At 67.8% G+C, this 18,911-nt stretch carries 13 protein-coding genes; 7 read left to right on the forward strand and 6 right to left on the reverse strand.

Annotation, left to right across the window (positions count from 1 at the left end):
- The first annotated feature begins 4 nt into the window (after nt 1-4).
- Nucleotides 5-1,012: an ArsJ-associated glyceraldehyde-3-phosphate dehydrogenase gene (locus tag ACSSV8_RS05450; RefSeq protein ID WP_454281769.1), complete on the forward strand. Its 1,008-nt coding sequence runs from the start codon at nt 5-7 to the stop codon at nt 1,010-1,012.
- Nucleotides 1,009-2,259 (forward strand): organoarsenical effux MFS transporter ArsJ, encoded by a 1,251-nt coding sequence (gene arsJ, locus ACSSV8_RS05455; RefSeq protein WP_354537413.1) that lies wholly within the window; start codon nt 1,009-1,011, stop codon nt 2,257-2,259. The genes ACSSV8_RS05450 and arsJ overlap by 4 nt, the downstream gene beginning before the upstream one ends.
- A 92-nt stretch (nt 2,260-2,351) precedes the next feature.
- On the opposite strand, the gene ACSSV8_RS05460 is transcribed toward arsJ, so the two are convergent.
- From ACSSV8_RS05460 to ACSSV8_RS05470, 3 genes are all read right to left on the reverse strand, one after another.
- On the reverse strand, nt 2,352-3,467 hold the full coding sequence (locus ACSSV8_RS05460) for a site-specific DNA-methyltransferase (RefSeq protein ID WP_354537414.1): 1,116 nt from the start codon (nt 3,465-3,467) through the stop codon (nt 2,352-2,354).
- Nucleotides 3,468-3,567: 100 nt separating this feature from the next.
- Nucleotides 3,568-4,191 (reverse strand): ribonuclease HII, encoded by a 624-nt coding sequence (locus tag ACSSV8_RS05465; protein ID WP_354537415.1) that lies wholly within the window; start codon nt 4,189-4,191, stop codon nt 3,568-3,570.
- A 1-nt stretch (nt 4,192) separates the two neighbouring features.
- Nucleotides 4,193-7,648 (reverse strand): chromosome segregation SMC family protein, encoded by a 3,456-nt coding sequence (locus ACSSV8_RS05470; protein ID WP_454281770.1) that lies wholly within the window; start codon nt 7,646-7,648, stop codon nt 4,193-4,195.
- Nucleotides 7,649-7,826: 178 nt separating this feature from the next.
- Here ACSSV8_RS05470 and ACSSV8_RS05475 point away from each other — a divergent pair, with 178 nt between their 5' ends.
- Nucleotides 7,827-8,297 carry a GNAT family N-acetyltransferase gene (locus ACSSV8_RS05475; protein ID WP_354537417.1) on the forward strand — a complete coding sequence of 157 codons (471 nt, stop codon included), beginning with the start codon at nt 7,827-7,829 and terminating at the stop codon, nt 8,295-8,297.
- Here ACSSV8_RS05475 and ACSSV8_RS05480 read toward each other — a convergent pair.
- A complete protein-coding gene (locus tag ACSSV8_RS05480; RefSeq protein ID WP_354537418.1) occupies nt 8,243-8,662 on the reverse strand; it encodes a hypothetical protein in 420 nt (139 codons plus the stop codon). The two genes, ACSSV8_RS05475 and ACSSV8_RS05480, sit on opposite strands and share 55 nt — an antisense overlap.
- Before the next feature lie 45 nt (nt 8,663-8,707).
- Nucleotides 8,708-12,208, reverse strand: coding sequence for a DNA polymerase III subunit alpha (gene dnaE / locus ACSSV8_RS05485; RefSeq protein WP_454281771.1), 3,501 nt, complete (start codon nt 12,206-12,208; stop codon nt 8,708-8,710).
- A gap of 134 nt (nt 12,209-12,342) precedes the next feature.
- Here dnaE and ACSSV8_RS05490 point away from each other — a divergent pair, with 134 nt between their 5' ends.
- The 4 genes from ACSSV8_RS05490 to ACSSV8_RS05505 all read left to right on the forward strand — a co-directional run bounded on the left by ACSSV8_RS05490 (nt 12,343) and on the right by ACSSV8_RS05505 (nt 17,107).
- Nucleotides 12,343-13,860 carry an ABC transporter ATP-binding protein gene (locus ACSSV8_RS05490; protein WP_454281772.1) on the forward strand — a complete coding sequence of 506 codons (1,518 nt, stop codon included), beginning with the start codon at nt 12,343-12,345 and terminating at the stop codon, nt 13,858-13,860.
- Between the two features lie 156 nt (nt 13,861-14,016).
- Nucleotides 14,017-15,099 (forward strand): ABC transporter permease, encoded by a 1,083-nt coding sequence (locus ACSSV8_RS05495; RefSeq protein WP_454281773.1) that lies wholly within the window; start codon nt 14,017-14,019, stop codon nt 15,097-15,099.
- Nucleotides 15,099-16,013, forward strand: a complete 915-nt coding sequence (locus tag ACSSV8_RS05500; protein ID WP_454281774.1) for an ABC transporter permease — start codon at nt 15,099-15,101, stop codon at nt 16,011-16,013. Before ACSSV8_RS05495 ends, ACSSV8_RS05500 begins: the two co-directional genes overlap by 1 nt.
- Nucleotides 16,014-16,033: 20 nt before the next feature.
- Nucleotides 16,034-17,107, forward strand: coding sequence for a BMP family ABC transporter substrate-binding protein (locus ACSSV8_RS05505; RefSeq protein ID WP_454281775.1), 1,074 nt, complete (start codon nt 16,034-16,036; stop codon nt 17,105-17,107).
- A 34-nt stretch (nt 17,108-17,141) separates the two neighbouring features.
- Here ACSSV8_RS05505 and ade read toward each other — a convergent pair whose 3' ends face one another.
- Nucleotides 17,142-18,836 (reverse strand): adenine deaminase, encoded by a 1,695-nt coding sequence (gene ade, locus ACSSV8_RS05510; RefSeq protein ID WP_454281776.1) that lies wholly within the window; start codon nt 18,834-18,836, stop codon nt 17,142-17,144.
- Nucleotides 18,837-18,911 lie beyond the last annotated feature (75 nt).

Raw genomic sequence — 18,911 nt, forward strand, 5'->3', positions numbered from 1 at the left:
TCCCATGCCCCGGATTGCCCTCAACGGCCTTGGCCGCATCGGAAAGCTTGTTCTGCGCGACCTGATCGACAGCGGCAGCGGTGGCGAGATCGTGCTGTTGAACGATCCCGTGGGCGATGCCGAACAGCACGCCCTCCTGATGGAGTTCGACTCGGTCCATGGCCGCTGGCGCACCCCGGTGGGCCATGCTCCCGGTGCCCTGGTGCTGGATGGCCGGACCGTCCGCCTCACCCATGAGCGGGCCATCGCGGCCCTGCCGCTCGCCGAGATGGGCGTCGATCTGGTGATCGACTGCACCGGCGTGTTCAAGGCCGGGGCGAAACTCGCCCCCTATTTCGACGCCGGGGTCAAGAAGGTTGTGGTCAGCGCCCCGGTCAAGGACGGCGGCGCGCTCAACCTTGTCTATGGCGTCAATCATCACCTTTACGACGGCACGCAGCGCGTCATCACCGCCGCCTCCTGCACCACCAATTGCCTGGCACCGGTGGTCAAGGTCCTGCACGAGGCCATCGGCATCCGTCACGGCGCGATCACCACGATACATGACGTGACCAATACCCAGACCATCGTCGACCGCCCGGCGAAGGACATGCGCCGCGCGCGCTCGGCGCTCACCAACCTCATTCCCACCACCACCGGCAGCGCCACGGCGATCACGCTCATCTATCCCGACCTCAAGGGGCGCCTGAACGGCCATGCCGTGCGCGTGCCGCTGCTCAATGCCTCGCTGACCGATTGCGTGTTCGAGATGGCCCGCGAAACCACCGTGGAAGAGGTCAACGCGCTCTTCCGGGCCGCAGCCGACGGGCCGCTTGCCGGTATCCTCGGATTCGAGACGCGCCCGCTCGTGTCGTCCGACTATACCGACGATCCGCGCTCCTCGGTCATAGACGGGCCCTCGACCATGGTCGTGAACGGCACGCAGGTGAAGGTCTATGCGTGGTATGACAACGAATGGGGCTATGCCTGCCGTCTGGGCGACATCGCCCGCATGGTCGCGGCCACGCTGTGACGCAGACCGCCAATCCGCTGCGCGCCTATGCGGCCGTCACGGCGGCCTATTGGGCCTTCATGCTGTCGGATGGCGCGCTGCGGATGCTCGTTCTCTTGCATTTCAACACGCTCGGCTTCACGCCTGTGCAACTGGCCTGGCTCTTCCTGCTCTACGAGGTGGCGGGGATCGTGACCAACCTTGCGGCGGGGTGGCTTGCCGCGCGCTTCGGGCTGGCGGCGACGCTCTATGGCGGGCTTGCGCTTCAGATCGGCGCGCTTGTGGCCCTTGCACAGCTTGACCCGGCATGGAGCATCGCTGCCTCGGTCGCCTTCGTCATGGCGGTGCAGGGCATCTCGGGCGTGGCCAAGGATCTGGCCAAGATGTCCTCGAAATCCGCCGTCAAGCTGCTGGCACCTTCGGGCGACGGCGGGCTGTTCCGTTGGGTGGCCTGGCTCACCGGCTCCAAGAACGCGGTCAAGGGCGCGGGCTTTTTCCTTGGCGCGGCGCTCCTCGGCCTTGCGGGGTTCAACGCGGCCGTCTGGGGCATGGCCGCTCTTCTCGCGGTCATCCTTGCGGCGGTGGTGCTCTTCCTGCCCGCCGGTCTGCCGGGACGCATGAAATCCGCCGAGGCCTGGGGCGGCTGGCGCTCTGCCGATCCGCGCGTCAACCGGCTCAGCCTTGCGCGGATGTTCCTTTTCGGCGCGCGCGACGTGTGGTTCGTGGTGGGCGTGCCGGTCTATTTCCAGATGGTGCTGTCGGACGGCACCGACGCGGGGCGGCGCGAGGCGTTCTTTCTGGTGGGCGGCTTCATGGCGCTCTGGATCATCGCCTATGGCGGGGTGCAGGCGCTTGCCCCCCGCCTTCTGGGGGCGAGATCACAACCCGAGAGCGCGATCACCGCGCGCGCGATCCGCTGGGCGGGGTGGCTGGTGCCGATCCCCTTTGCGTTGGCGCTTGGCGCGCTCTTCGCGGGTGGTCCGGCACCGTGGCTCACGGGCACGTTGGTGGCCGGGCTTCTCCTTTTCGGCTTTGTCTTTGCCATCAATTCCTCGGTCCATTCCTATCTGATCCTCGCCTTCGGCGCGGCGGACCGGATCACCCGCGATGTGGGCTTCTACTACATGGCCAACGCCGCCGGTCGGCTCATCGGCACGCTCCTGTCGGGCCTGAGCTATCAGGCGGGCGGCCTGCCGCTCTGCCTTGCCACGGCCGGGGTCATGGCGCTGGCAAGCTGGCTGGCCGCGCGACGGCTGGCGGCGGTCTGAGGCCACGAAAAAGCCCCGTCACGACCGGCGCGACGGGGTGAGGTAAGGATGTCCGGGAAAGTCAGGCCCCGGACATCGGCGGTGTTTCCGGATCAGTTGGGCCGCTCGCCCATCTCCGAGCGGATCTGCTGGCGCAGCACGTCGATGGGCACGCTCTTGCCGTCGCGGCGAAAACACCAATAGGTCCAGCCGTTGCACGAGGGCGCACCCTCGAGATGCGCGCCGACCTGATGGATCGAGCCGTTGACGCCATCGGCCACGAGCGTGCCATCGGCGCGGACCTTGGCCGCCGCCTTGCCATTGACCGAGGTCAGCACCTCGCCGGGGCGCAGCATCCCGCGCTCGACCAGCGTGCCGAAGGGCACGCGCGGTTCCGACCGCTTCGAGGCGGACACCAAAAGCGCCTCGCGGTCATAGCGGCGCACAGCCGCCAGCCGCTTCTCGGCCACGGCGCGATAGGACGCCTCGCGCTCGATCCCGATATAATCGCGCCCCAGCATCTTGGCGACCGCGCCGGTGGTGCCGGTTCCGAAGAACGGATCGAGCACCACATCGCCCGGATTGGTCGTGCCCACGATCACCCGGTGCAACAGGCTCTCGGGCTTTTGCGTCGGATGCGCCTTGTCGCCCTGCGCGTCCTTCAGCCGTTCGTGCCCGGTGCAAATGGGCAGCACCCAGTCGCTGCGCATCTGCACCCCCTCGTTGAGCGATTTCAGTGCCTCGTAGTTGAAGGTGTATTTCGCCCCCTCCTCGCGGCTGGCCCAGATCAGCGTCTCATGCGCATTGGTCAGCCGCTTGCCGCGAAAGTTCGGCATCGGGTTGGCCTTGCGCCACACGACATCGTTGAGGATCCAGAACCCCGCATCCTGCAATGCGGCCCCCACGCGGTAGATATTGTGATAAGACCCGATCACCCAGAGCGCGCCATTGGGCTTGAGCAGCCGCCGCGCCGCCGCCAGCCAGTCACGCGTGAACCGGTCATAGGTGGCGAAACTGTCGAACCGGTCCCAGGCGTCATCCACCGCGTCCACCGCGCTGTTGTCGGGCCGGTGAAGATCGCCCTTGAGCTGAAGATTATAGGGGGGATCGGCAAAGATCAGGTCGATGCTGGCCTCGGGAAGGCCGTTCATCGCCTCGATGCAATCGCCGGAAAGGATCGTGTTGAGGGGGAGCGCGGGCGCGCCCTTGGGTCTCGTCATGATTGTCATTCTCTGCCTCTGTCCCGGCGCTTTGGCGCTCTGGTCGTTGGGTCAGAGAATGAGTCAAACCTGATTCGCGGTCAATTTCTTTTTTGAATCAGATGGTTAGTTATTTTTCTTGATACAAGATATTGTGGACGGGCCGGAACGAACGCCTATGATGGGGGGTCGCCCCCAAATCTAGGAGGGCCTGCTTATGCGCCTTTGACGGGTAACCGGCGTTCTTCTCCCAGCCATAGCCGGGACACTGTTGCGCCAAATCCCGCATCAGCGCATCGCGCACCTCCTTGGCCACGATCGAGGCCGCCGCGATCGAGAGGCAGAGCGCGTCGCCCTTCACGATTGCCCGCGCCGGAAGCATGAGGCTACGCGGGACAAGATTGCCGTCGATCAGCGCGAAATCCGCCGCCGGATCGAGGCCCGCGATGGCCCGCTCCATCGCCAGATGCGCGGCGCGCAGGATGTTGAGGCGGTCAACCTCCTCGACCGAGGCATGGGCGACCGATACCTCCGCCACGGCGCGGATCCGCGCGGCAAGCACGGCGCGCCGCGCCGCGCTCAACGCCTTGGAATCGTTCAGCCCCTCGGGAATGTTGTCAGGATCGAGGATCACCGCCGCCGCCGTCACCGGCCCCGCCAGCGGCCCGCGCCCGACCTCGTCCACACCGGCGATGCGAAGATGACCAAGCGCGCGCGCGGCCTGCTCGTGGCTGAAATCCGGCCCGCCCGCCACCTCAGGCGACCATTTGTTCGGCCTTGCGCAGATCGACCGAGACAAGCTGGCTCACCCCCTGCTCGGCCATGGTCACACCGAAAAGCCGGTCCATCCGGCTCATCGTCACGGCATGGTGGGTGATGATGAGGAACCGCGTCGCGGTGCGGCGGCACATCTCGTCCAGAAGGTCGCAGAACCGCGTCACGTTGGCATCGTCAAGCGGCGCGTCCACCTCGTCGAGCACGCAGATCGGCGCGGGATTGGCCAGAAACACCGCGAAGATCAGCGCCAGCGCCGTCAGCGTCTGCTCGCCCCCCGACAAGAGGCTCAGCGTCGAGAGCTTCTTGCCCGGCGGCTGGCACAGGATCTCCAGCCCCGCCTCCAATGGATCGTCGCTCTCGACCAGCACCAGATTGGCCTCGCCGCCGCCGAAGAGATGGCGAAACAGCAGCGTGAAATTGGAATTGACCTGCTCGAACGCGGTCAAGAGCCGCTCGCGCCCCTCGCGGTTGAGGCTGGCAATCCCGTTGCGCAGCGTGCGGATCGCCTCTTCCAGATCGGTCTTTTCCTTGACCAGCGCGCTATGCTCGGCCTCGACCTCGCGGGCATCCTCCTCGGCGCGCAGGTTGACCGCGCCAAGCGCCTCGCGTTGCCGCCGGAGCCGCGCCACATCGGCCTCGATCGCCTCCGAGGCGGGCAGGGTGTCGGGATCGGCCCCAAGGCTTTCAAGCAGCGCGTCGGGTGTCATCTCGACCGCTTCGGAGATGCGTTCGGCGGCCAGATCGCGGGTCTCGCGGGCGGCCTCTGCCCGCGCCTCGGCGCGCGCCCGCGCCTCGCGCGCTTCTGATGCCAGCCGCTCGGCCTCGCGTTCGGTTACCGCCGCCTGCCGTGCCACGCCCTCGGCCGTCGAGAGAGCATCGGCGGCCGCCGCGCGCCGTGCTTCGGCGCGGGCGATTTCATCGGACAACTCCGCACGCTTGGCCGCGAGCAGGTCGGGCGCGTCGCGCGCCGCGCTCAACTCCGCTTCCGAGGCCGCCTTGCGTTCGGCCAGTTCCGCGCTGCGCTTTTCCGCCGTCTCCAGCCGGTGCCGCCAGCCGCTGACCTCCTTGGCGATTTCCTGCCGCCGCGCGGTGCGCCGCTCGCCCTCGCGGCGCAATTCCTCCGCCGCCGAGCGCCGCGTCATCATCGTCATGCGCGCGGCCTCGACGGTGATGCGGATATCTTCGAGCTCAGCCCGCGCCGCCGTCAGATCATCCAAACCCGTCAGAACCGCCTCGGACTCCGACAGCGCGGTGCGCGCGGCCATCGCCTCATCCTCGTGGCGGGTGACGGCAAGGCCAGAGGAGTCGAGCCGGGACGCGGCAAGGTTGCGGTCGGCCTCGGCCCGGCTCAGCGCACGGCTCGCGGCATTGACCGCCGCATCGGCCTCGCGGCGCGCGGCGCGGGCGGCGCGGTCGGCCTCGGTGCGGGCGCTCAGATCGGCGCGCAACGCCTCATGCGCGCGCGTCGCCCCGTCCGCCCGTGCGCTCGCGTCTTCAAGCTGCTGCTTGAGCGCCTCCAGCCGGTTGATCTGTTCGAGCCGCAGGGCGGCCGCGCTCGGCGCATCCTCGGCCCAGGCGCGGAACCCGTCCCAGCGCCACAGGTCGCCCGCGCGGCTCACCAGCCGCTGACCGGGTTTCAGGAGCGGTTGCAGCCGCGCGGCATCCTCCGGCTCGACAAGGCCGATCTGCGCCATGCGCCGCGCCAGCACCTCGGGCACCGAGACATGATTGCTCAGCGCCGTAACCCCCTCGGGCAGCGGCTGCGGCACACCATAGCCGGGCAGAAGCGCCCAGCCCGACGGCCCGTCCGCCGCCACCTCGGGCGCGCGCAGATCGTCGGCCAGCGCCGCGCCCAGCGCCTTTTCAAAGCCGTGCTGCACCTGAAGCCGGTCCATGATCTGCCCGCCTTCGGCGGTGTCGCGCTCGACAAGCCGCAACAGCGCGTTCGCCTCGGCGCGCAGCGCGCCCAGTTCGCCGTCGGCCTCGGATCGGGCGGCGCGCGCCTCGGCCTCGCGCGCGGCGGTCAAGCTGCGCGCCTCGTCCGCTGCCGCCAGCGCCGCCTCGGCGGCCTCTGCCGCCTCGTGCGCCTCGGTCTCGGCCCGCAATGCCCCGGCGTGATCCGCCTCGGCGCGCGTCAGCGCCTCCTGCGCCTGCGCGCGCGCGGCGCGGGCGCGTTCGGCCTCGGCCTCGCTGCGCGCCAGCGTCTTGCGGTGATCCTCGATCAGGCGCTGCGCCGATTGGTGCCGCGCCGAGAGCCGCGCCATGTCCTCGGTTACCTGGCCCAGATCGCTCTCGCGCTCTTGCAACACGCGCGCCGCATCGCGCGCCTCGTCCTGCGCCGCCGCCAGCCGCGCCTCGTGCCCTTCGGCCCCCTTGGCAAGCTCGCCCGCCTCCCAGTCAAGCCGCGCGATGGTGTCATGGGCATCGCGGTTGAGGCCCGCCTCGCGCTCCATGTCGCGCTCAAGCTGCGCGATGCGCGCGCTCAGCGTGGCGATGCGCTCGCGCGCGCCCGCCTCCTGCTGGGCCAATGTGTCACGCTGCACCGTCAGCCGTTGCAGGATCGCACCCGCGATGGCCTCTTCTTCGCGCTTGGCGGGCAGGGCATCGTCGGCGGCGACACGGGCGCGCGTGGCCTCTCGCGCAGCACCTTCGGCGCGCGAGGCATCGACCGTGCGGGCACGCAGCGCCTCGGCGGCCTGACTGCGCGCCTCTTCCGCCTCGCGCCAGCGCCGCCAGAGCAAGAGGCCCTCGGCCAGCCGCAATTCCTCGCCGATCTGGCGATAGCGTGCCGCCTGTTTCGCCTGTCGCGCCAGTTGCGCCAGTTGCGCCGCCATCTGCTCGACCACATCATCGACGCGGGTCAGGTTCGTCTCCGCGCCGCGCAGCTTCAGCTCCGCCTCATGCCGTCGCTGGTAGAGGCCGGAAATGCCCGCCGCCTCTTCCAGAATCCGCCGCCGCGCCTTGGGTCGCGCGTTGATCAGTTCCGATATCTGCCCTTGCCGCACCAGCGCGGGCGAATGCGCGCCCGTGGACGCATCGGCGAAAAGCATCTGCACATCGCGCGCGCGCACCTCCTTGCCGTTGACCTTGTAGGCACTGCCGACATCGCGGGTGATCCGGCGGGTGATCTCGAGATGGTCGGCCTCGTTGAACCCGGCCGGAGCCAGACGCTCGGAATTGTCGATGTGCATGACCACTTCGGCGAAATTGCGCGCAGGCCGCGTCGCCGCCCCGGCAAAGATCACGTCCTCCATGCCGTCGCCGCGCATGGCAGAGGCGCGGTTCTCGCCCATGACCCAGCGCAGCGCCTCCAGAAGGTTCGACTTGCCACAGCCATTGGGCCCCACAACCCCCGTCAGCCCGCCCGAGATGACAAGGTCGGTGGGATCGACGAAGCTCTTGAAGCCGGTCAGTCTGAGCTTGGTGAACTGCACGCGCGCGGGTCCGGGTTAGGTGATTCCGTTGACTCGTCAGAGTGCAGGGCGAGGGGCTGGGGTGTCAACACACAACCACAGCATATGGGCGGGATCACGCCCTTATACACAGCATATTGCGGGGTTGTGCAAGCACACGGGTGGCCCTAGCCTGCCGCCACCCCGTCGGAAAGCCGCCATGACCCAGCCCGCCCTGACCGTGTCTCCAGCCGACCCGCACGACGCGGGGGCCACCGCGCTTTTGCACCGGTCCCATGCCCTGATGCGGGCGCTCTTCCCGCCCGAGGACAATTTCTTTCTCGATGTCAACGCGCTCGCCGCCCCCGACATCCGCTTTTTCGTGGCAAGGCGGGGCGCGGAGACGCTCGGCACCGGCGCACTTGCGCTGCGCGAGGGCTATGGCGAGGTGAAATCCATGTTCGTGGCCGAGGAGGCGCGCGGGCAGGGCGTCGCGGGCGCGCTGCTGACCCGGATCGAGGCCGAGGCGCGCGCACACGGCCTGCCCTGCCTGCGGCTCGAGACGGGCAATCTGCTCCTCGACGCGCAGCGGCTCTATGCCCGCCACGGCTTTGCCCTGCGCGGGCCGTTCGGTAATTACCCGGACGCGCCAAGTTCGCTTTTCATGGAAAAGCCGCTCGCCACCGGCTGACAGGCCATTTCGGTCAGCCGCCGCTGCGTGGGCACCGCGCGGCAGACATGGGGCCGCGCGACGCCACGATGGGCGCGCGCCTCTGCCGTGCAGATGAGCACCGCCTCGATCATCGCCTGATCGCCCCAGAGGCGGGGTGCGTCACAGCCGCTCAGCGCCGCGATGGCCGCCGCCGCGCGAGGGGCCACCGAACCCGTGCGCGGTGCCCATTCCCGGTTGATCCGGATCGCCTGCGCGTGCCGTCCCTTGATGCGGATATCGAACACGCTGCCGCCCACGCTCACCCGCTCGGGGGCCAACCCGCGAAAGGCGGGGCTTGGCACGTTGCAGGCAGCCACGAGAAGGAAAACGACAATCCAGCGCATCGCCCGACTGAGGCACAAACCCGGTTAACACCGGCTTAACCGCGTTCAGATTTCCTCGACCATGACCACGCCGGAGAGGCTTCGGATCGCGCCCTTGACCTGCGGGGTGACGGGAAACTCGGTGCCGCTGTCGATCTCCACCTCGCCGGGCAGGCCCGCGCCCAGAAGGCGGAAATGGATCGGGCCGGGGCGCGTGCCGCGCACGGCCCGCACCGCGCCGTTCAGCACCGCCGCGACCGAGGCAATCGCCTCGGCCTGATCGACAAAGATGCGCAGGCCCACGGCGCCCGCATCCTGCACCATCCCGTCCACCGGCATCACCGAGCGACAGAGCAGTTTGAGCTGTTCCGCCTCCATCGTCGCCTCGGCCTGAATCACCACCTGCGCGCCGGCTTCCAGATAGTCGCGCGACTTCTCCAGCACTTCGGAGAAGAGCGTGATCTCGTAGCCGCCGGTCGGGTCGCTCAGTTGCGCAAAGGCAAAGCGGTTGCCGCGCGCCGATTTGCGCTCCTGCCGACCGGCCACGACACCGGCCATCTTGACGATGCACGGCCCCTGCGCCGCCCGCGCCAGAACCTCGTCGAGCGCGCGCACGTCCTGCCGCCTGAGCACGGTCATGTAATCGTCGAGCGGATGACCCGAGAGGTAAAAGCCCACCGCCTTGAACTCCTCGGTCAGACGCTCGGCGGGCAGCCAGTCCTCGACGGGGGCCAGACGCGGCTCGGGCAGATCGTCCCCCGCCTCGCCGAAGAGCGAGACCTGATCGGATGCCTTCTGCTCATGGATCGCCGCCGAATAGCTCATCAGCGCCTCGATGCTCTCGAACACGCGGCGGCGATTGCGGTCGAGCACATCGAACGCCCCTGCCCGCGCCAGCATTTCCAGCGGGCGCTTGCCCACCCGCTTGAGATCGACGCGCCGCGCGACATCGTACAGCGTGGCAAAGGCGCTCTCGCCCCGCCCCTCGACAATGAGGCGCATCGTCTCGACACCGACATTCTTGAGCGCGCCGAGCGCATAGTGCAGCACACCCGCGCGCACCACGAAAACGGCCTCGGAGCGGTTCACGCAAGGCGGCGCCCAGGGCAGGCCCAGCCCCTTCTTCACCTCCTCGAAATAGACCGCCAGCTTGTCGGTGAGGTGAATGTCGCAATTCATCACGCCGGCCATGAACTCGACCGGGTGATTGGCCTTGAGCCACGCGGTCTGATAGCTCACCACCGCATAGGCCGCGGCGTGCGACTTGTTGAAGCCGTAATTGGCGAATTTCTCCAGCAGGTCAAAGACCTCGCGCGCCTTGCGCTTGTCCACGCCATTGGCCATGGCACCGGCCTCGAACTTGGGCCGCTCGGCGTCCATCGCCTCCTTGATCTTCTTGCCCATGGCGCGGCGCAACAGGTCCGCGCCGCCAAGGCTGTAGCCCGCCATGACCTGCGCGATCTGCATCACCTGTTCCTGATAGACGATGATGCCCTGGGTCTCTTCGAGGATATCGTCGATCAGCGGATGGATGCTTTCGATCTCGCGCAGCCCGTTCTTGACCTCGCAATAGGTCGGGATGTTCTCCATCGGTCCGGGCCGGTAGAGCGCGACAAGCGCCACGATATCCTCGATGCAGGTCGGGCGCATCCGCTTGAGCGCGTCCATCATGCCCGAGCTTTCCACCTGGAACACCGCCACGGTGCGCGCGCGGGCATACATCTCGTAGGTCTTTGCATCATCGAGCGGGATCTGCCCGATATCGTTCTCGGCCCCCGGCGCGGGCTGATAGATCGTGCTGCCATCGGCGGCCATATGCAGATCGCGCCCCCCGGCGCGGATCTGCGCAATGGCGTTCTGAATGACGGTCAGCGTCTTGAGGCCGAGAAAGTCGAACTTCACCAGCCCCGCCTGCTCCACCCATTTCATGTTGAATTGCGTCGCGGGCATGTCCGAGCGCGGATCGCGGTAGAGCGGCACCAGATCATCGAGCGGGCGATCCCCGATCACCACGCCCGCGGCATGGGTCGAGGCGTTCCTGAGCAGCCCCTCGACCTGCTGGCCATAGTCCAGAAGCCGCTTGACCACCTCCTCGGCCTGCGCCGCGTCGCGCAGGCGCGGCTCGTCGGCCAAGGCCTTCTCGATGGAAACGGGCTTGACCCCTTCGACGGGGATCATCTTCGAGAGCCGGTCCACCTGGCCGTAAGGCATCTGCAAGACCCGCCCCAGATCGCGCACCGCCGCCTTGGACAAAAGCGCGCCGAAGGTGATGATCTGCCCCACCCGGTCCTGGCCGTATTTCTCCTGCACATAGCGGATCACTTCCTCGCGGCGGTCCATGCAGAAATCGATGTCGAAATCGGGCATCGACACGCGCTCGGGGTTCAGGAACCGCTCGAAGAGCAGGCTGTAGCGCAGCGGGTCAAGGTCCGTGATGGTCAGCGCATAGGCCACGAGGCTGCCCGCGCCCGAGCCGCGCCCGGGACCCACGGGAATATCCTGCTCCTTGGCCCATTTGATGAAATCGGCGACGATCAGGAAATAGCCCGGAAAGCCCATCCCCTCGATGACCCCCAGCTCGAATTCGAGCCGTTTTTCATAGTCTTCCACCGGCGCGGCATGGGGGATGACAGAGAGCCGCGCCGCCAGCCCCTCGCGCGCCTGACGGCGCAATTCGTCAACCTCGTCATCGGCGAAGCGCGGCAGGATCGGATCGCGCTTATACGCACCGAAGGCACAGCGCCGCGCTATCTCGACCGTGTTTTCCAGCGCCTCGGGCAGGTCGGCGAAAAGCGCGGCCATCTCCTCCTGGCTTTTGAAATAATGCTGCGGCGTGAGGCGGCGGCGCGGCGCGCTCTGGTCGACATAGGCCCCCTCGGCCACGCACAAGAGCGCATCATGCGCCTCATACATGCGCGCCTCGGGGAAATGGACATCGTTGGTGGCGACAAGCGGCAGGTCCATGGCATAGGCCATCTCGATCAGGCCCCGCTCGCTCAGCCGCTCCGCCTCCGGCGCGCCGCCCTCGCCGGGATGGCGCTGCACCTCCACGTAAAGACGGTCGCCGAACGCCGCCTTGAGCCGCGCCATGAGCGCTTCCGCCGCCGGACGCTGCCCGCCCTGCAAGAGCCGCCCCACCGGGCCATCGGGGCCGCCCGTCAGGCAGATCACCCCCTCGGCATGGGTGGCAAGCTCTTCCGCCGTCACATGCGGCAGGCTGCCATCGCCGCGCAGGTAGAGGCGGGAATTGAGCTTCATCAGGTTGCCGTAACCCGCCTCGTTCTGCGCCAGCAGGACCACCGGCGCAGGCGGCTTGGCGCGCTCGCCCGGTGCCGCCTCCTGATAGGCCAGATCGACCTGACAGCCCATGATCGGCTGCACGCCCGCACCCTGCGCCGCGACGGAAAATTCCAATGCGGCGAACATGTTGTTGGTGTCGGTGACGGCGACGGCGGGCATCCCCGCCTTTTCGCAAAGACCCGGCAGTTTCTTGAGCCGCACCGCCCCTTCGAGGAGCGAATATTCGGTATGCACCCGGAGGTGAATGAATCGGGGGTTGCCGGACATATGGGCAGACTAGCCGCAGCCTTGCGGGAACGAAAGCCTGCCTGCACCACAATCCATTGCCGAACCCCCAAAGGCTGGTCTAGGGTCTGCCAAACACAGGGAGCGGCCCCGCCAAGGGGCGGGGACAGACGCGCGTGACCACGCCTTTGCTCAGCATCAATGGCCTCACCAAGGCCTATCCGGGTGTCATCGCCAATGACGCGGTGTCCTTCGATATCCGCGCAGGCGAGGTGCACGCGCTTCTGGGCGAGAATGGCGCAGGCAAATCCACGCTGGTCAAGATGATCTACGGCCTCGTCAAACCCGACAGCGGCACGATGACCCTGCGCGGCGCGCCCTATGCGCCCGCCAATCCTTCGGCGGCGCGGGCGGCGGGGGTCGCGATGGTGTTTCAGCATTTCTCGCTCTTCGACGCGCTCAGCGTGGCCGAGAACGTGGCGCTGGGGATGGAGCGCCCGCCGCCCATGCGCACCCTCGCCGCGCGAATCCGCGAGGTATCGCAGACCTACGGCTTGCCGCTCGATCCCGCGCGCCTCACGGGCGATCTGTCGGCGGGCGAACGGCAGCGGGTCGAAATCATCCGCTGCCTGCTGCAAGACCCGCGTCTTCTGATCATGGACGAGCCCACCTCGGTCCTGACCCCACAGGAGGTGGAGATCCTCTTTGCCACCCTGCGCAAACTGACAGCCGAGGGGGTCGCGATCCTCTACATCTCGCACAAGCTCGAGGAAATCCGCACGCTCTGCGACGCCGCCACCATCCTGCGCCATGGTCGCAATGTCGGCACCTGCGTGCCGCAGGAGACCTCGGCGCGCGACATGGCCGAGGCGATGGTGGGCGCAAGTTTCGCCGCGCCGCGCCGCGCGGGGCAGAGCACGGGCGAGATCGCGCTGGAGGTCAGCGCGCTCTCGCTGCCCGCCCCTTCGGCCTTCGGCACCGCGCTGCGCGATGTGTCCTTCACCCTGCGGCAGGGCGAGATCCTCGGCATCGGCGGGGTGGCGGGCAACGGCCAGGACGAGGTTCTGGCCGCGCTCTCGGGCGAACGGCTGACCGAAGCGGACACGATCCGGCTTGACGGCGCGCCCATCGGTCGGCTTGGTCCCAACGCGCGCCGGGCACGGGGCCTTCTTGCGGCACCCGAGGAACGCCTCGGCCACGCCGCCGCCCCGGACATGAGCCTGACGGAAAACGCCTTGCTCAGCGCCGCCACGCGCGAGGAGCTCACGCGCCACGGCTTTATCCGCTGGGGGGCGGCGCGCGTCTTTGCCGCCCGCGTGATCGCGGAATTCGACGTGCGCACGCCGGGGCCGGAGACGGCGGCGCGGGCGCTGTCGGGGGGCAACCTCCAGAAATTCGTGATCGGACGCGAGGTGTTGCAACGCCCTCGCGTGCTGGTGGTCAATCAGCCCACCTGGGGCGTCGATGCCGCCGCCGCCGCCGCCATCCGTCAGGCATTGATCGACCTCGCGGCGCAAGGGGCTGCGATCCTGTGCATCAGCCAGGATCTCGACGAACTTCTGGAAATCACCGACCGCTTTGCCGCGCTCAACGAGGGGCGCCTGTCGGAGGCGCGGCCCACCGCCAGCCTGAGCCTCGACGAGATCGGCCTGATGATGGGCGGCGCGCATGGCATGGAGGTGGCGCGTGTCTGAGCTCTTGCACAAAGAGACCGGGGCCTCCGGCGGGGATATTTGCCGCCAGAAGAAACGCCATGCCCGCGCCCGGATTCTTCTGGCCCGAAATATCCCGGGGGAGGCGCCCGCAGGGCGACGGGGGCAGCGCCCCCCTGCGACGACGAGGCCCGCGCCATGCTGAGGCTGGAGAAACGCCCGCAGCCCTCGCGGCTCTGGACCTTCGCCACCCCGCCGCTGGCGGTGCTGATCACCATGATCGCGGGCGGCGCACTTTTTGCCGCGCTGGGCAAGGACCCGGTCGAGGCCATCGCCACGATCTTCTGGCAGCCGCTCTTCGGCGAGTTCTCGTTCTATTACCGCCCGCAACTCCTGATCAAGGCCGCCCCCCTCATCCTCATCGCCATCGGTCTCAGCCTCGGGTTTCGGGCGGGCATCTGGAATATCGGCGCTGAAGGGCAATACATCGTCGGCGCGCTGGCGGGCGCGGGCGTGGCGCTGGCTTTTTATCCGTATGAAAGCGCGCTGATTTTTCCCCTGATGGTGCTGGCGGGCGCGCTCGGCGGCTGGGCCTGGGCGATGATCCCGGCCCTGCTCAAGCTGCGCTTTGGCACCAACGAAATCCTCGTGTCGTTGATGCTCGTCTACGTGGCCGAACAATTGCTGGCCGCCATGGCGCTCGGGCTGATGAAAAACCCCGAGGGGCGCGGCTTTCCCGGTTCGCGCAACCTGCGCCAATACGATAGCGCCCATAATGCCGAGTTGATCGCCGGAACGGGGATGCATTGGGGGGTGGCCGCGGCGCTTATCGCGGTGATCGCGGCCTATATCCTGCTCTCGCGTCACAGCCTTGGCTTTCACATCCGCCTGGCCGGGCAGGCCCCGCGCGCGGCGCGCTTTGCAGGTGTGCGCCCCGGTCGGCTGGTGGTGTTCTGCCTTGGCACGGCGGGGGCGCTCGCGGGGCTGGCGGGCATGTTCGAAGTGGCAGGCCCCGCAGGCCAGATCAGCATTGATTTCAACGTGGGCTATGGCTTTACCGCGATCATCGTGGCCTTTCTGGGCCGCTTGCACCCGGTGGGGATCGCGCTGGCGGGGCTGTTGATGGCGCTCACCTATATCGGCGGCGAGATGGCGCAATCGACGCTGGGCCTGCCCGCCGCCGCGATCCAGCTTTTCCAGGGGATGCTCTTGTTTTTCCTGCTGGCGGTGGACCTGCTGACGAATTACCGCATCCGTATGCACAAGAGGGAGGCGGCGTGATGGGCGCGATCGACCCGGCCCTTTTGCTTGCAGCGATCATCGTCGCGGCGACGCCCATTCTGCTCGCCGCGCTTGGCGAGTTGGTGGTGGAGCGCGCGGGCGTGCTCAATCTCGGCGTCGAGGGGATGATGATCACCGGCGCGATCTGCGGCTTTGCCGTGGCGGTCAATTCCGGCTCGCCGCTGATGGGCTTCGTGGCGGCGGCGGCGGGCGGCGCGGTGTTGGCGCTGCTGTTCACGGCGCTCACGCAACTGGCGCTGGCCAACCAGGTGGCGAGCGGTCTGGCGCTGACGCTCTTCGGGTTGGGGCTGTCGTCGCTTCTGGGGCAGGGCTATCAGGGCATCAAGCCGCCGCCAGTGCCCCGGCTCGATTTCGGGCCGCTCAGCGACCTGCCCTTTCTGGGGCGGGTGCTCTTTTCCCACGATCTGATGGTCTATCTGGCGCTGGCGCTGGTCGCGGTGGTCTGGGCGGTGCTGAAATATACCCGCGCCGGGCTGATCCTGCGCGCGGTGGGCGAGAACCACGACGCCGCCCATGCGCTCGGCTACAAGGTGGTGCGGGTGCGGGTGCTGGCGATCCTCTTCGGCGGGGCCTGCGCGGGGCTGGGCGGGGCCTATATCAGCCTCATCCGCGTGCCCCAATGGACGGAGGGCATGACCTCGGGCGCGGGCTGGATCGCGCTGGCGCTGGTGGTGTTCGCGTCGTGGAAGGCGGGCCGCGTGCTGCTCGGGGCGTGGCTCTTCGGCGGGGTCACGGTGTTGCAGCTCAACCTTCAGGCGGCGGGGCTTGCCATCCCGGTCGAATATCTTTCGATGTCGCCCTACTTGATCACCATCCTCGTGCTGGTCATCATGGCCCGCGACAAATCCCGCGCGCCCGCATCCTTGGGCCGCAGCTTTCACGCCTCGCAATGACCACAACAAGGAGACCCCACATGACCATCACCCGCCTGTTCACCACCGCCGCGCTTGCGCTTGGCCTAGCGACCGGGGCGGTCGCGCAAGACAAGACCCGCGTCGGCTTTATCTATGTCGGCCCCATCGGCGATGGCGGCTGGACCTATGAGCATGACAAGGGCCGCCTCGCCGTCGAGGCGCATTTCGGCGATGCCGTCGAGACCGTCTATCAGGAAAGCGTGCCCGAGGGTGCCGATGCCGAGCGCGCGATCACGCAGATGGCGCTTCAGGGCGCGGACCTGATTTTCACCACCTCGTTCGGTTTCATGGAGCCGACGCTGGCCACCGCCGCGAAATTCCCCAATGTGAAATTCGAGCACGCCACCGGCTACAAGACCGCGCCCAATGTCAGCACCTATTCGGCGCGGTTCTACGAGGGGCGCGCGGTGCAGGGCCATATCGCGGGCAAGATGACCAAATCCAACATCATCGGCTATATCGCCTCCTATCCCATCCCGGAGGTGATCCGCGGCATCAACGCGGCCTATATCCACGCGAAGAAGGTCAACCCCGATGTCGAGTTCAAGATCATCTGGGCCTATACGTGGTTTGATCCGGCAAAAGAGGCCGACGCCGCGCAGGCACTCATCGAGCAGGGTGCAGACGTGATCCTGCAACATACCGATTCGACCGCCCCGCAGGCCGCCGCCGAGAAGGCCGGCAATGTCGTGACCTTCGGGCAGGCCTCGGACATGGCCGAATACGCGCCCTTCCCGCGCGTCTCCTCGATCATCGACAACTGGGCCCCCTACTATATCGCCCGCACCCAGGCGGTGATCGACGGGACGTGGGAGACGACCGAGACCTGGGACGGCATCGGCCCCGGCATGGTCGGCATCGGCGAGATCACCGACGCCGTGCCCGCGGATGTGAAGGCCGAGGCGCTGGCGCTGAAAGACGCCATGGCAAGCGGCGCGTATCACCCCTTCACCGGCCCGCTCAACAAACAGGACGGCAGCGTGTGGCTCGCCGAGGGCGAAGTGGCCGATGACGGCACGCTCCTGGGCATGGATTTCTATGTCGAGGGGATCACCGGGCAGATCCCGAATTGAGGCAGCGGCCCCGCCGTGCCATGCGCGGCGGGGGCTACCCGATCAATTCGAACCGCACCACATCAACCAGCCCCCGGTCGGTGATCTTGAGCGCGGGGATGACCGGCAGCGCGAGAAAGGCCAGTTGCAGGAACGGCTCGCGCAAGGTGACGCCCAGCGACACCGCCGCCGCGCGCAGGTCCACCAGCCGGTCGCGCACCTCCTCGAAGGGCGCGAGGCTCATCAGCCCCGCCACCGGCAACGGCAATTCCGCCAGCACCGCGCCGTCCCGCACCACCACGAAACCGCCCTCGATCTCTGACAGGCGATTGGCCGCCAGCGCCATGTCGGCGTAATCCACCCCCACGCAGGCGATGTTGTGGTGATCGTGACAGACGGTCGAGGCTATCGCCCCCGCCTGCAACCCGAAGCCACGCACAAAGCCGTTGGCGATGTTGCCGTTCTTGCCATGCCGCTCGATCACGGTGATGCGCGCCAGATCGCGGGCCGGGTCCGGCCACTTGTCGCCATCCCTGATCGGCACATCCTCGTGCAGATGCGCGGTGAGGATCTTGCCCTCGAGAATGCCGATCACATCCGTCGCCTCGCGGTTGCCCGCCGCCCGGAACGCCTCTGCGGTCACGCGCGGCGCGCGCACCGAGTGCCGCCCCACCGGGGTCACGTCCCCGCGCGCGGCAAAAGCCGCCGCATCCGCTACCACGCCGCCGCAGATCACCCGCCGCACGTCGCAGGCCGCAAGCGACCCCACGGCCACGATATCCGCCCGCCGCCCCGGCGCAATGAGCCCCCGGTCGCGCAGCCCGAACGCCTCCGCGCCCGACAAGGACGCCGCGCGATAGGCGGCCAGCGGGCTTGCACCACGCGCGATGAGCGCCCGGATCATGTGGTCGAGATGCCCCTCCTCGGCGATGTCGAGCGGATTGCGGTCATCGGTGCACAGGCACATGTAGGGTGCCGTCACCTCCGTGAGCAGACCGCTCAGCGCCTCCAGATCCTTGCTGACCGAGCCCTCCCGGATCAGCACGCGCATCCCCTTTTGCAGCTTCTCGCGCGCCTCGGGCTCTGTCGTCGCCTCATGCTCCGTCCGGATGCCCGCCGCGCAATAGGCGTTGAGATCGCGCCCCGAAAGCTGCGGACAATGGCCGTCCACATGCCCCCCCTCGAAGAGCCGCAGCTTGGCCATCATGCCGGGATCGCGGTGGATCACACCGGGATAGTTCATCACCTCCGCCAGCCCGATACCCGACGGATGCCCCATCAGGGCGCGCAGATCCTCGGCCCCGATCGCCGCGCCGGAGGTTTCCATATCCGTCGAGGGCACGCAGGACGATAGCTGCACCCGCAGATCCATCACCGTCCGCGTGCTTGCCTCCTGAAAATAGCGGATGCCGTCCACGCCCAGCACATTGGCAATCTCGTGCGGGTCACAGATCACCGTGGTCACGCCATGGGGCGTCACGCAGCGGTCAAACTCCAGCGGCGTGACCAATGAGCTTTCCACATGCAGATGCGTGTCGATGAAACCCGGCACAAGGATGAGGCCCGCCACGTCGATCACGCGCAGACCGTCATAGTCCGCGCCGATGCCCACGATCGTGTCGTCGCAAATCGCCACATCCCCCGCGATCATCGCCCCGGTGACAAGGTCAAAGACCGTGCCGCCGCGCAAGACCAGATCGGCGGGCACGTCGCCCCGCGCTTGCGCGATCCGTTCTTCCAGCCCGGCCATGTGTCACCTCTTGCCTCTTCGGCGATAGTGTCGCGTGTGCAGGGCAGAAGGGCAAGCCTTGCGCGTCCCCGTCTC

Source organism: Roseovarius sp. MBR-79 (assembly GCF_053628555.1).